This is a genomic window from Streptomyces sp. NPDC087901, from assembly GCF_044742205.1.
In the GTDB taxonomy this organism is placed as follows: Bacteria; Actinomycetota; Actinomycetes; order Streptomycetales; family Streptomycetaceae; genus Streptomyces.
On the sequence record NZ_JBIUUC010000001.1, the window covers coordinates 1,047,543 to 1,060,520 of the forward strand.

A 12,978-nucleotide genomic window follows, 5' to 3' on the forward strand; every position below is an offset into this window, starting at 1 on the left:
ACCGGAGAAGTCCGGTCAGTTGTGGCCGAAGCGCCGCTGATGCTTACGCGCAACATCGGCAGGGCTGCCCTGGGACTGCGCCTGGGGCTGGTTCTGCGACTCGAAAGCCGTGGACCGTGCCTCCTGCGCACCGCGCTCCGACTCGGACGCGCGGTCCTGCTGGCTGCCCTGCTTGCGGTTCTTGTTCTTGGCCATGGTGTTCCTCCTATGGGGACTCTCGGGGCCAGGACCGATGTCAGATTCACATAATCGGGTAAACACCGCATGTTGGATCATTACCGTGCGTAGCGAGGGGGTATGATGCGCCGTTTTCCGGATCCGCCACGCCGATGATCGAGTTCCGACCGTTAACCCCCGCGTGGTCGGGCAGACTCGAAGGAAACCCTGAGTAAGCGGATCCGATCCTTCTCCGAAGACCGGACCCGCTGGACCCGTTCCCGAATTCCTGGAAGAGGGTGGAACGCGTGGACCGTTGCGTCGTCCTGGTGGACGCCGGCTACTTGCTGGGCGCAGCCGCGAGCCTGCTGGCCGGAGAGCCCGCACGTTCCCGCATCACCGTCGACCACGCGGCCCTGATCCAGGGCCTCAGGGAGCGGGCCGAGGCCGATACGGAACAGCCTCTGCTGCGGATCTACTGGTTCGACGGCGCCCCCGACCGCGTACCGCAGCCCGAACACCGCAGGCTGCGCGTCATGTCGCGGGTGACGGTACGGCTGGGCGCCCTCACCCGCAGCGACGGGCGCTGGGCGCAGAAGGGCGTCGACGCGGCGATGCACGCCGAGCTCACCGAACTCGCCAGGAACCGGGCCTGCTCGGACGTCGTCCTGGTGACCGGCGACGGGGATCTGCTGCCCGGCCTGATGTCCGCCAAGGAACACGGCGTCGCCGTCCACCTCTGGGCCGTCCAGGCCGCCGACGGCGACTACAACCAGTCGGAGGACCTGGTCGCGGAGGCCGACGAGCGGCGCGTGCTGGACCGGGCCTGGATCACCCAGGCCGTGCGGGCCAAGGAGACCGGCGGCGCCTGCGCCCCGCCGCCCGTACCGCGCCCCGAGATCGCCGCGATCCTCTCCGCACCCCTGCCCGAGGCGGCCCTCGCGGCCTCCGCCGAGCGCGCCTCGGAGGCCCAGGCCGAAGCCGCCCGTAACGGCACGTCCACACTGCCCGACGAGAACACCGGCCACCCCGGCCACACCGCGCACGGCCAGGGCGGCAGGGGCGTCCCGACCCCGAAGGACCTCGCGGGCACCCTGCGCGGCCCCGGGGCCCAGGCGGACCGGCAGCAGCCTGCCCCGCCGCCCGCCAACGCGACCCTGCGCTGGTCCTCCGACCGGGGATGGGTGGAGCGCGGCGGCCCCCTCGGTGAACCCCCCGAGACCGCCTCCCTGCCGACGCTCGCCCAGGTCACCAGCGCCGAGCAGCGCTGGGCGGACCGGGAGGAGGACATCACCACGGTCGGCGGTGACCCCTTCGAGGTGGGGCAGGTCTTCGCCCGGCGCTGGATGGAACGGCTCCCGGAGACCGTCCACCTCCAGAAGCTGTCCACCATGTACCCCCGCATCCCGCACCGCATCGACGGCGAACTGCTGAGGTATGCGGCCCGCTTCGGGCTGCTCGCGCACAAGGACGACCAGATCGACGAGCACGACCGCTATGCGATCCGGGCGGGCTTCTGGCGCGAGATCGACGTACGGGCTGCGGCGGAGCACGCCCCCGCAGGCGAGAGGCACCTCCCGGCGGCCGACCGGCCCGCTCCTGCCATGGGGAAACCGGAGAACGCGGTGGCGTCCGGGGACTGAGGCCGCATCGGTACCCGCGGTGCTCAACCCGGCCCGTTTTTACCGCGTTGATGTCCGATCGGTGCGGCCCCGGGCGTAATGAGGGTCTCCGGACCCCGTACCCTCGTACCTCGTGAGTACGGGCACAGCACAGGCGCAGACGGCGAACGGCACTGTGTGCGCGGTGCGTGATCTGGTCAAGACCTACCCCGCGGCCCGGGGCCGGCGCGGAACTCCCGCCACACCCGAGGTGCGTGCCACCGACGGCATCAGTCTGGACATCCGGCGCGGTGAGATCTTCGGCCTGCTCGGCCCCAACGGCGCAGGCAAGTCCACCCTCGTACGACAGCTCACCGGACTGATGCGGCCGGACTCCGGCAGCGTCGACATGCTGGGCCACGACCTCGTGCGCCACCCCGAACGGGCCTCCCGGCTGATCGGCTACCTCGGGCAGGAATCGACCGCGCTCGACGAGCTGACCGTCGCCCTCGCCGCCGAGACCACCGGACGGCTGCGCGGCCTGCCGGTACGCGAGGCCCGTGCCGAACGCGACGCGGTGCTCGGTGAACTCGGCCTCGACGAGCTCGCCGGCCGCCCCCTGAAGAAGCTCTCCGGCGGACAGCGACGGCTCGCCTGCGTCGCGGCCGCACTGGTCGGGGAGCGGCCGGTGCTCATCCTCGACGAGCCGACGACCGGAATGGACCCCGTGGCCCGGCGAGCCGTCTGGGCCGCCGTCGACCGCCGGCGCGCCGAACGCGGTGCGACGGTGCTGCTGGTCACCCACAACGTGATCGAGGCCGAGACCGTCCTCGACCGGGTCGCCGTCATCGAACGCGGCAAGGTCATAGCCTGCGACACCCCGGCCGGGCTCAAGGAGCGGGTCGCGGGCGAGGTCCGGGTGGAACTGGTGTGGCGCGAGCGGGCGCCGCTGGACGTGCCCGAGGTCGCCGCCCTGCGGGCGTCCGCGCAGGAGTCCGGGCGCCGCTGGGTGCTGCGGCTCGGGCCCGACGAGGCGCGGGCGGCGGTCGCCGCCGTGACCGGTGGCGCGGCCTTCGCCGCACTCGACGACTTCACCCTGGCGACACCCAGCCTGGAGGATGTCTACCTGGCGCTCGGCGGGGACGCGACCAAGGGACTGGTGAAGTCATGAGCGGGATCGGTGCGGTGGGCGAAGCGGAGCGGTACGGGTGTGTGGCCGGGCAGGGACCGAACAGGAGCAGCGTCAGGTGACGAGCATCGTTCCTGCGGAAGCGGTGTCCGGGAAGGCCGGGCAGCCGGGGCGGACGGGGCGGACCGGGCGGACCGGGTCCCGCGACCTGCCCGCGCCGGCCGACGACGGCGCACCGGGCCCGGCGTCCGCTCCGGCCGACGACGGCGCACCGCGCCGTGAGCCCGTGCCGCTCGCGCCGCGCGCCCGGCTGTTCCCCTCGCTCGCCGCGGTCTACCGGGCCCAGCTGTCCCGGGCCCGCGTCGCCCGCATCCCGCTGCTCTTCGTGGCGACCTTCCAGTCCATCGGGATCATGGTCCTGATGCGCGGGGTCGTGGACGGCGGCTCCGAGGCCCGTGCCGTCGTGGCCGGGTCCAGCGTCCTGGTCGTCGCCTTCGTCGCGCTGAACATGCTGGCCCAGTACTTCGGGCAGCTGCGGGCCGGCGGAGGGCTCGACCACTACGCGACCCTGCCGGTGCCGCCCGCGGCCGTGGTGCTCGGAGCGGCCGGGGCGTACGCCTCCTTCACCGTGCCCGGCACGATCGTGACGGCGGTGACGGGCAGCGTGCTGTTCGGGCTGCCGATGACCCATCTGTGGGTGCTCGTCGCGGTCATCCCCCTCTCAGGTGCGGCGCTCTCCGGACTCGGCGCCGCCTTCGGGCTGCTCGCGCCCCGGCAGGAGCTGGCCACGCTGCTGGGCCAGCTGGGCATGTCCGCGGCGCTGCTGCTGGGAGTGCTCCCGGCGGACCGGCTGCCCGGGCCCATCGGCTGGGCCCGCGACCTGCTGCCCTCCACCTACGGCGTCGAGGCGCTCGCCCGCTCCTTCGACGCCCACCCCGACTGGGCCGTCATCGCCCTCGATCTCGCCGTCTGCGCCGTCGTGGGCGTCCTCTCGCTCGCCGTGGCGACCTGGGCGTACCGCAGGGCAGCGGTCCGGTGAGGCGCGCCACAGGGACGCCTGGCACGATGGCACGGTGACAGCACCTCTGACGCCGCCGCACCAGCCCTCGCCCCACGACCCGTGGCAGAAGCCGCCGGAAGGGGGTGGCCCCGGTGGATCCCACCTCGGAACCCTGTTGCGGTCGCCGGAGGAGGGGGAACTCCGTACGGAACTGCGCCGGGCGGCACTGGTCGCCGTCGCGGTCACGGTCGCCGGGGTCGCGCTCGGCCTGCTCTGGCTGTGGCTGGCACCCCGGGTGCCGCTGGTCTCCGACGACACGGCCGTCTTCCTCAGCGACAGCGAGGGGGAGGAGGCGATCGGCGCCGACGGCACGTTCGCGCTGCTCGCGCTGGCCTTCGGTGCGGTTTCGGCTGCGCTGGTCTTCTGGTTCCACCGGAAGGGCGGGATCGCCCTCGTGGTGGGGCTCGCCGTGGGGGGCGTACTCGGCTCCCTCCTGGCGTGGCAGCTCGGTACCCGGCTGGGGCCGACCGACGACGTGGTCGCCCATGCGCGCGAGGTCGGCAAGGGCGTGATCTTCGATGCGCCGCTGGAGCTGCATGCGAAGGGGGCGTTGCTGGCGTGGTCGTTGGCGGCGATGGCCGTGCATCTGGGGTTGACGGCGCTGTTCGGGCCGCGGGACCCGGAGCCGGAGTGGGGGGTGTACCACGGGGCGCCGTCCGGACCCGCGCCGTCCGGACCTGCGCTGTCCGGACCCGCGCCGTCTGGACCCGCGCCGTCTGGACCCGCGCCGTCTGGACCCGCGCCGTCCGGGCCTGCGCCCGCGCCGTCGTCCTCGCCCGAGGCGGGGCCGCCCGGTCCGTCCGCGGGGGCGTGAGCGGGGCCGCTGCGCGGAGCTTGTCCCCTACCCGCCCCTTCCCGTAACCGGGGCTCTGCCCCGGACCCCGGTCCTCAAGCGCCGGACAGGCTGGAGAGGCCGGTGAGCCTCGGGCGTGCGACGGGCTGGGGAGGCCGGTGAGTTCAGCCCGTCCGGCGGTTGAGGACGGAACCGGGGCGGTGGACGGGCCGACCGGGCCCGCGAGCCTGGCCGGTGCTTCCCGGTGCTTCCCGGTGCTTCCCGGTGCTTCCCGGTGCTTCCCGGTGCTTCCCGGTGCTTCCCGGTGCTTCCCCGTGCTTCCCGGTGCTTCCCGGTGCTTCCCCGTGCTTCCCCGTGCTTCCCCCTGCTTCCCGGCGCCTCCCGGCGGGGCCCCGCGGGCCCCGTGAGCCCTAGCCGCGGCCGATCGGGGCGAAGACCGCGGCCGTCAGGGATGCCAGGTCCGTGGGGGACAGTTCGACCTCCAGGCCGCGGCGGCCCGCCGACACGCAGATCGTCGCGTGGGACCGAGCCGACGCGTCCAGCACCGTGGGCAGCCGTTTGCGCTGGCCCAGTGGGGAGATGCCGCCGAGGACATAGCCCGTAGTGCGCTCCGCCGCCGCCGGGTCCGCCATGGTGGCGCGCTTGCCGCCGGCCGCCGAGGCCAGGGCCTTCAGGTCCAGGGAGCCCGCCACGGGGACGACCGCGACCGTCAGGCGGCCGTCCACGTCGGCGACCAGCGTCTTGAACACCCGGTCGGGGGAGACGCCGAGGGCCTCGGCCGCCTCCTCGCCGTAGGAGGCCGACGCGGGGTCGTGCTCGTACGCGTGCACCGTGAACTCCGTGCCGGCCGCGGTCAGCGCGACCGTCGCGGGGGTGCCGCCTGACTGGGGCTGCTTCTTCGGCTTCTTCGCCACGGGGGAGTGGCCCTCCGGTCGCTCAGTTGGGGTGGGTCGGGGCGCGGGTGAGTTCCACGGCGGGCAACGACGGGAGATGGCGGATGACGGCCGTCTCGGAGCGCAGGATCGTCAGCTCCTCGCGGAGCCGGGTCGCGGTGTCCGGGGCCTGCAGCAGCCGCTGTTTGGCGGGGATGTCGAGGACCGCCGCGGCGGCGACCAGATAGGAGACGACCGACGGCTCGCCGGGCAGGTCCGCGCCCGTGGTCAGGGAGCGCTCGCTCGCGCCCGCCAGCCGCTTCTGGTAGGCGCGGAAGGCCCGCAGGACGCCCTCGGTGAGCGCCTCCGCCCCCTCGCCCGGGTCCTCGTCCAGCTCTTCGAGCTCGGCGGTGAGATAGGGGCCGCTCGCGTCCACGGACAGGAGCTTCACACGGCTGGTGCCGGTCGCCAGGACCTCGAAGCTGCCGTCCGAACGCTCCCGGATCTTCGCCGCGTCGGCGATACAGCCGACCCGGTGGAACGTCTGGACAGGGTCCGGGCCGAAGCCGTCCGCCGGGCCGCGCTCGACGGGGACCGTCACCGCGTCCGGCATGCCCGCCGCCGTCGGGGCGGTCTCGCGCCCGTCGCGGATGGCGACCACGGCGAAGCGGCGCGGTTCGTCCTCATCGGTCTTCAGCAGCTCGCGCATCATGGCGCGATAACGCTCCTCGAAGACGTTCAGCGGCAGCACAAGGCCGGGAAACAGCACCGCGTTCAGCGGAAACAGAGGCAGGCGAGCGGTGGTCACAACGGTCAAGCGTAATGGCCGCGCGCCCGTCCCCGGTCGGCCCGGTGGCCGAGCGGCGTCCCGGAGGCCACCCGGAGCCGTGCCGAGTCCCTTACGTCGAGGAACCTGCCGAGCGGATCGTCGGACACACAGGCCCAGGGGAACGATGCCGCGTGGGGTCCGATCTGCCGGAACTGTTCCAGTGCCTCGTCCCACCGCCCCCGCACCACCAGCACGTACGCGAGCAGATTGCGCACCTCGGCCGGCCATGCGTCGCCCGGTGCGAAGGCGGCGGACAGCGAGATCGCCATATCCGCCGCGGCGTCGATCCGTTCCTCCTGCACCGAGGTGAACCCGGCCCCCGGCCGTTCGGTCAGCACCGCGAAGGCGGCCCGCAGCGGCAGCGCCTGCACCAGGGAGCTGGGCAGCGAGTCCTCGGCTGCCCGCTCGGCGAAGTCGAAGCACTCGCGGTGCGAGCCGTACCAGGCGGCGGAGAGGTACTGGAGAGCGGCGACATGGCAGCCGTAATGGTGCGTGGAGCGCTGTATGGCCTGTTCCCACAGGGCCTCGAACGTGGTGTGGGTGGCATGGGTGCCGCGGGCGTGGTCCAGCGCGAGGCGCCAGGGCACCGGATCGCGCGGATCGCTCTCGGCCGCCGCCGTGATCATCGGCGCGACCGCGCGCAGCTGCTCGGCGCGGGCCGGTGACTCCCAGGCCCGCTCGACCGCGAGCTGGGCCTTGACGAGGATCGCGTCACAGTCGTGCGGGGCGGCGGCCAGCCAGTCGCGGAGCCAGCCGTCCCGGTTCCGGGCGAAGGCCACCAGCCGGTTCAGATATCGGTCCCGGCTCTCCCACTCGGCGGCGTCCCGGGTCGTCGCCAGCAGCTTCGCCGCCGGTTCGTACTCCCCCAGGGCGGCCGCCACCAGCGCGGGCGAGAGCCGCTCGTCGGGGGCGTCGAGCATCACCGCATGGTCGGCGGGCAACCCGGCGGAGAGCTCCGGGGTGTGCCGGATCATGCGCGCGGTACGGAGCAGAGCGCGGAGGAAAGGCATGGTGCAGACCATTGAAAAGCGCTGGTCGGGGCGGCGCCAGAGGGGTGCTGTGAAGCTTTGGTAGGGAGTGGATGGGTTGTGCTGCTGAGGGTCAAGAAAAAGTAAAGGAAATTACGGAATCTGGCCTGTTCCGGACGTTCCGGTGGTGAGGATTCGGCAGTGTGCCCGACGCCGGGACGCGACCGTTCGGTCACCTCCCGGCCTGCCGGGGCAAGGCGACCGGGGCCGGCGGCTCTTCCGGCGGGCCGCCCGCCCGGTCAGTTGCGGCGCAGCATCCGAGAGGCGCCGGCCGCGACGGTGGTGGCCAGTATCCATCCCAGCAGGACCAGGGCGGCCGCGACCCACTGCCAGCCGCCCTCCATCCGCCAGTACCCGTCCTGGCCGAGGTTGATCACCGGCACCAGCAGATCCAGTGCGTACAGGGCCGCGTTCCACTCCGGATGCTCGTCCCTCTTGATCGCGGACGGCTCGTATCGCGAGAAGGCCAGCGTGCCCGCCGCCCACAGCACCGCCATCCACACCGCTGCCCGCCCCGGCCGGTAGCCGTACGCCACCGTCCAGTCCTGAACGAAGCCCCAGAGCTTCGCGGCGGGCGGCAGCGTCTCGCGGCGGCGCCGCTGCTTGGCGAGCAGCACCTCGCGGGCGTCCGAGTCCTCCCCGCTGCTGCGGAGCACGGCGGCCAGCCGCTCGTACGGCTCCGGCACGTACTCCGGGGTCGCCGCCGACACCCATTCAAGGCGCCGGGAGAGCGGGAAGTGTCCGTACGGGACGAGGTTCTCGTACACGAAACCGCCCATCGCCAGACCGCCCGGGCCCGGCCAGCTGGTCGACACGTCGATCAGCGTGACGACCTTCGCCCCGTTGAGCACCACCCTGCCCTGGGCCGGGCGGGCCGGGTTGAACCGCAGTTCCGGAGCGACTATCCGGCGCAGCGACAGCTCCTCGTGGCCGGCCAGCACGAAGACGGCCTTGTGCAGATCGACCGCGTCACCGAACCGCCCGTCGTCCAGCCGCACCCCGCCCCGGCACCGGAAGACCTGGGGGCGGGTGCCGCGGGCCGGTGTCGTGGAGGTGGGGGTGCCGTACGGGGGAGTGGTGCCCAGGTTCCCCGAGTCCACGCTGACCCAGGCCTCGCTCATGTACAGCGTCCGCTCCACGCTGAGCTGCGGGGCGTTGAGCGCTCGGCGCCCCTGCGTCGCCCGCAGCCGGCTGCCGCGCAGACTCAGCGAACCGCCCACCTTCGCCCCGCGCAGGCTCAGCTCGCCGAGCGTCTCGATCATCTCGGCCTGCAGGTCCTGGGCGACCGTGAGTCCGTCACCGATGAGCGCCCGCCCCTGCCGGTCGGGGCCGATCTCGATCTGGTTGATCAGCAGATCCGTACCGATCTGGGCATCCGTGAGCCTGATCCCGCGCTCGATCCGGCACCGCGGCAGATGCAGGTCGCCCTCGGTGCGCAGCCGCGCCGCCTCCAGCCGCGGCATCACGCAGCCCACCATCCGCAGCGTCGTGAAGTGGCACTCGGGCAGCACCACCTCCTCGTCGAAGCGGCAGCCCGTCAGTTCCACGTACGGATCGACGCGCCCGCCCGCGAGGTCGAGCCTTCCCGTGATCCGCACGCCCCGGAGCTTCAGCGCCGCCACCCGGCCCGGCCGGGGCCGTGGACCGCTCAGCAGCAGCCGGGCGACGACCCGGGCTTCCACGCTGCGCTCGGGTCCCCAGACGTATGGGGCGAAGGGATCGTCGCGCACCCTGTCGCGGGCGCGCAGGTCGTAGGTGGTCCCGGTCCGGAAGGACTGCCACATGCCCAGCTCTGCCGCGCTGAGGCCGTCCGGAAATTCCCCGTCGCGCGGTTCGGTCACCGGCGCTCCTTCCACTCGGAGCTGTAACGACCCGGTGCGTGATGGCGAGCGGGCTCCCGGCGTCAGGCGAATCCGGCGCCGGCGTTGCCGTCAGCGCCGGCGTCGGTTCAACGACGCCCCGCGTCGATTCCCTCCTCCGCTTGGAGTCGGAACGGGAACTGAAACGGGGACTGAATCGGGAACCGAAGCCGGAACCGAAGCCGGATCGAAGCCGCGTGACGCCGCTCGCTGGTCCGCTCCCTGTCGCGCACCAGGTCGTAATCCCCTTATTCCCTCTGAGTGACCAGGTGAACGCCCATAGTCAGCCGTCACACCAGGGGCATGTATCAGCCAGTGATACGGACGTCCGGGCGCCTGAGGCGGTCTGAGAGAATTGCGGTGTGATCTCTCGAATCGATCTGCGCGGCGATGCCCTCCCCGAGGGCGGCGCCCTGCGCGACCTGCTGCCCCGTGCCGAGTTCGACGTGGAAGCCGCCCTGGAGACGGTGCGGCCCATCTGCGAGGACGTACGCCATCGTGGCTCGGCGGCAGTGATCGACTGGGGGGAGAAACTCGACGGGGTACGCATCGGCACGGTCCGCGTCCCCGCCGACGCGATCACCGGCGCGCTGGAGCAGCTCGACCCCGCCGTGCGCGCGGCCCTGGAGGAGTCGATCCGCCGCGCCCGCCTCGTCCACCGCGAGCAGCGCCGCACTACGCACACCACCCAGGTCGTCCCCGGTGGCACCGTCACCGAGAAGTGGGTGCCGGTCGAGCGCGTCGGGCTGTACGTGCCGGGCGGGCGCTCCGTCTACCCGTCGTCCGTCGTGATGAACGTGGTCCCCGCCCAGGAGGCGGGTGTCGAGGGCATCGCCGTCGCATCCCCGCCGCAGAAGGAGTTCGGCGGACTGCCGCACCCCACGATCCTGGCCGCCTGCGCCCTGCTCGGAGTGGACGAGGTGTACGCCGCCGGCGGCTCCCAGGCCGTCGCGATGTTCGCGTACGGCACCGAGGACTGCCTGCCCGTGAACCTCGTCACCGGCCCCGGCAACATCTACGTCGCCGCCGCCAAGCGCCTCCTCAAGGGCCGCATCGGCATCGACGCCGAGGCCGGCCCCACCGAGATCGCGATCCTCGCCGACGCCACCGCCGACCCGGTCCACGTCGCCGCCGACCTGATCAGCCAGGCCGAGCACGACCCGATGGCCGCCGCGGTCCTGGTGACCGACTCCGAGGAGCTCGCCGCCGCCACCGAGGCCGAGCTGCGGCCCCAGGTGGCCGCGACCAAGCACGTCACCGACCGGATCGAGCCCGCGCTGGCCGGCCGCCAGTCCGCGATCGTCCTGGTCAACGACCTGGAGGACGGCCTCAAGGTCGTCGACGCGTACGCCGCCGAGCACCTGGAGATCCAGACCGCCGACGCCGCCGCGGTCGCCGGCCGGGTCCGTAACGCCGGGGCGATCTTCGTCGGCCCCTGGTCGCCCGTCTCGCTCGGCGACTACTGCGCCGGCTCCAACCACGTCCTGCCCACCGGCGGCTGTGCCTGCCACTCCTCGGGCCTGTCCGTGCAGTCCTTCCTGCGCGGCATCCACATCGTCGACTACACGCGCGACGCGCTCGCCGAGGTCACCCACCACGTGGTGACCCTCGCCGAGGCGGAGGACCTCCCCGCCCACGGCGCCGCACTCAAGGCCAGGTTCGGGTGGAAGGTTCCGCAGCAGTGACGAACACCGGCGACAACAGCACCACGGGCATCGGCTCCAAGGGCAACAGCACCACGGGCATCGGCTCCAAGGACAACAGCGCCCCGCGCAACGCCTGGGACGACCTCCCCATCCGCGACGAACTGCGCGGCCAGTCCCCGTACGGGGCGCCCCAGCTCGACGTACCCGTCCGGCTGAACACCAACGAGAACCCGTACCCGCTCCCCGACGCACTCGTCGACCGGATCGCCGAACGGGTCCGTGAGGCCGCCCGCGACCTCAACCGCTACCCCGACCGGGACGCCGTCGAGCTGCGTACCGAGCTCGCCCGCTACCTCACCCGCACCGCCGGGCACGAGGTCGGACTCGCCAACGTCTGGGCGGCCAACGGCTCCAACGAGGTGCTCCAGCAGCTGCTGCAGACCTTCGGCGGCCCCGGCCGTACCGCGATCGGCTTCGAGCCCTCGTACTCGATGCACGCCCTCATCGCCCGCGGCACCGGCACCGGCTGGATCTCCGGACCGCGCAACGAGGACTTCACCATCGACGTCGACGCGGCCCGCGCGGTCATCGCGCAGGAGCGCCCCGACGTCGTCTTCATCACCTCACCCAACAACCCCACCGGCACCGCCGTCGACGCCGACACCGTTCTCGCGCTGCACGACGCCGCCCAGGCCGCAGGCCCGTCGATGGTCGTGGTCGACGAGGCGTACGGCGAGTTCAGCCACCACGCCTCGCTGCTCCCGCTGATCGAGGGCCGCCCCCACCTGGTGCTCTCCCGCACCATGTCCAAGGCGTTCGGCGCCGCAGGACTGCGGCTCGGCTACCTCGCGGCGGCCCCGGCCGTCGTCGACGCGGTCCAGCTGGTGCGGCTGCCGTACCACCTGTCCTCCGTCACCCAGGCCACCGCGCTCGCCGCCCTGGAGCACACCGATACGCTCCTCGGGTACGTCGCGCAGCTCAAGGGTGAGCGCGACCGGATCGTCACCGAGCTGCGCGCTCTCGGCTTCGACGTCACCGACTCGGACGCCAACTTCGTCCAGTTCGGCCGCTTCGCCGACAGCCACACCGCCTGGCAGCACATCCTCGACCGGGGCGTCCTGGTCCGGGACAACGGCGTACCGGGATGGCTGCGGGTCTCCGCAGGGACCCCGGCAGAGAACGACGCGTTCCTCGATGCGGTACGCGAACTGAAGAAGGAGCACGACGCATGACTCGCGAGGCCCGCGTAGGAAGAGTGGAGCGGACCACCAAGGAAACCTCCGTGCTCGTCGAGATCAACCTCGACGGCAGCGGCAAGGTCGATGTCGCGACCGGGGTCGGCTTCTACGACCACATGCTCGACCAGCTCGGCCGCCACGGACTGTTCGACCTCACGGTCAAGACCGAAGGCGATCTGCACATCGACTCGCACCACACCATCGAGGACACCGCCCTCGCACTCGGCGCCGCCTTCAAGCAGGCCCTCGGCGACAAGGTAGGCATCTACCGCTTCGGCAACTGCACCGTCCCGCTGGACGAGTCGCTCGCCCAGGTCACGGTCGACCTCTCCGGCCGCCCGTACCTCGTGCACACCGAGCCCGAGAACATGGCGCCGATGATCGGTGAGTACGACACGACGATGACCCGGCACATCCTGGAGTCCTTCGTCGCCCAGGCGCAGATCGCCCTGCACGTCCACGTCCCGTACGGGCGCAACGCCCACCACATCGTGGAGTGCCAGTTCAAGGCGCTCGCCCGGGCCCTGCGCTACGCCAGCGAGCACGACACGCGCGCGGCCGGCATCCTCCCCTCCACGAAGGGCGCCCTGTGACCGGCCTCAACACCGTCCTGATCCTGGTCGGCCTCTTCCTGGCCGGCGGGGTCTACTCCTTCTCGAAGCAGGGCATGCCCAAGGGCGTCATCGTGCTGCTCGGGATCGCCTCCGTGATGTGCCTGGTAGCGGGCGTCATGCGGATCCAGGGCCTCTGGGACTGAGGAGCGAAAC

General features: G+C 72.4%; 13 protein-coding genes. 8 read left to right on the top strand and 5 right to left on the bottom strand.

Annotated features, from left to right (window positions below; genetic code table 11):
• Positions 1 to 15 precede the first annotated feature (15 nt).
• Positions 16 to 195, bottom strand: a complete 180-nt coding sequence (locus ACIOEW_RS04640; RefSeq protein ID WP_148017758.1) for a hypothetical protein — start codon at positions 193 to 195, stop codon at positions 16 to 18.
• A gap of 260 nt (positions 196 to 455) precedes the next feature.
• Here ACIOEW_RS04640 and ACIOEW_RS04645 point away from each other — a divergent pair, with 260 nt between their 5' ends.
• The 4 genes from ACIOEW_RS04645 to ACIOEW_RS04660 all read left to right on the top strand — a co-directional run bounded on the left by ACIOEW_RS04645 (position 456) and on the right by ACIOEW_RS04660 (position 4,760).
• The gene (locus tag ACIOEW_RS04645) at positions 456 to 1,799 is read left to right on the top strand and encodes an NYN domain-containing protein (RefSeq protein WP_401961218.1); all 1,344 of its coding nucleotides are present in this window, start codon (positions 456 to 458) and stop codon (positions 1,797 to 1,799) included.
• 154 nt (positions 1,800 to 1,953) lie between these two features.
• Complete coding sequence (locus tag ACIOEW_RS04650) at positions 1,954 to 2,928, top strand: ABC transporter ATP-binding protein (protein ID WP_401961554.1); 975 nt, start codon at positions 1,954 to 1,956, stop codon at positions 2,926 to 2,928.
• Positions 2,929 to 3,172: 244 nt separating this feature from the next.
• Positions 3,173 to 3,925: an ABC transporter permease gene (locus ACIOEW_RS04655; protein ID WP_401961557.1), complete on the top strand. Its 753-nt coding sequence runs from the start codon at positions 3,173 to 3,175 to the stop codon at positions 3,923 to 3,925.
• A 34-nt stretch (positions 3,926 to 3,959) separates the two neighbouring features.
• Positions 3,960 to 4,760: an ABC transporter permease gene (locus ACIOEW_RS04660; protein WP_401961220.1), complete on the top strand. Its 801-nt coding sequence runs from the start codon at positions 3,960 to 3,962 to the stop codon at positions 4,758 to 4,760.
• Positions 4,761 to 5,149: 389 nt separating this feature from the next.
• Here the strand turns inward: ACIOEW_RS04660 and ybaK are convergent, their stop codons facing one another.
• From ybaK to ACIOEW_RS04680, 4 genes are all read right to left on the bottom strand, one after another.
• Complete coding sequence (gene ybaK, locus ACIOEW_RS04665) at positions 5,150 to 5,653, bottom strand: Cys-tRNA(Pro) deacylase (RefSeq protein ID WP_362557110.1); 504 nt, start codon at positions 5,651 to 5,653, stop codon at positions 5,150 to 5,152.
• A 22-nt stretch (positions 5,654 to 5,675) separates the two neighbouring features.
• Complete coding sequence (locus tag ACIOEW_RS04670; protein ID WP_401961222.1) at positions 5,676 to 6,419, bottom strand: LON peptidase substrate-binding domain-containing protein; 744 nt, start codon at positions 6,417 to 6,419, stop codon at positions 5,676 to 5,678.
• 5 nt (positions 6,420 to 6,424) lie between these two features.
• The gene (locus ACIOEW_RS04675) at positions 6,425 to 7,462 is read right to left on the bottom strand and encodes a hypothetical protein (RefSeq protein ID WP_362557113.1); all 1,038 of its coding nucleotides are present in this window, start codon (positions 7,460 to 7,462) and stop codon (positions 6,425 to 6,427) included.
• Positions 7,463 to 7,707: 245 nt separating this feature from the next.
• Entirely contained in the window at positions 7,708 to 9,309 is a 1,602-nt protein-coding gene (locus tag ACIOEW_RS04680) for an oxidoreductase (protein WP_401961225.1), read from the bottom strand.
• A gap of 380 nt (positions 9,310 to 9,689) precedes the next feature.
• On the opposite strand from ACIOEW_RS04680, the gene hisD reads away from it, so the two are divergent.
• The 4 genes from hisD to ACIOEW_RS04700 are packed head-to-tail and all read left to right on the top strand — an operon-like array spanning position 9,690 to position 12,968.
• Positions 9,690 to 11,012: a histidinol dehydrogenase gene (gene hisD / locus ACIOEW_RS04685; RefSeq protein WP_401961228.1), complete on the top strand. Its 1,323-nt coding sequence runs from the start codon at positions 9,690 to 9,692 to the stop codon at positions 11,010 to 11,012.
• 59 nt (positions 11,013 to 11,071) lie between these two features.
• Positions 11,072 to 12,205 carry a histidinol-phosphate transaminase gene (locus tag ACIOEW_RS04690; RefSeq protein WP_401961560.1) on the top strand — a complete coding sequence of 378 codons (1,134 nt, stop codon included), beginning with the start codon at positions 11,072 to 11,074 and terminating at the stop codon, positions 12,203 to 12,205.
• The gene (gene hisB, locus ACIOEW_RS04695) at positions 12,202 to 12,804 is read left to right on the top strand and encodes an imidazoleglycerol-phosphate dehydratase HisB (RefSeq protein WP_362557119.1); all 603 of its coding nucleotides are present in this window, start codon (positions 12,202 to 12,204) and stop codon (positions 12,802 to 12,804) included. The genes ACIOEW_RS04690 and hisB overlap by 4 nt, the downstream gene beginning before the upstream one ends.
• Positions 12,801 to 12,968: a hypothetical protein gene (locus ACIOEW_RS04700; protein WP_168713658.1), complete on the top strand. Its 168-nt coding sequence runs from the start codon at positions 12,801 to 12,803 to the stop codon at positions 12,966 to 12,968. The genes hisB and ACIOEW_RS04700 overlap by 4 nt, the downstream gene beginning before the upstream one ends.
• Positions 12,969 to 12,978 lie beyond the last annotated feature (10 nt).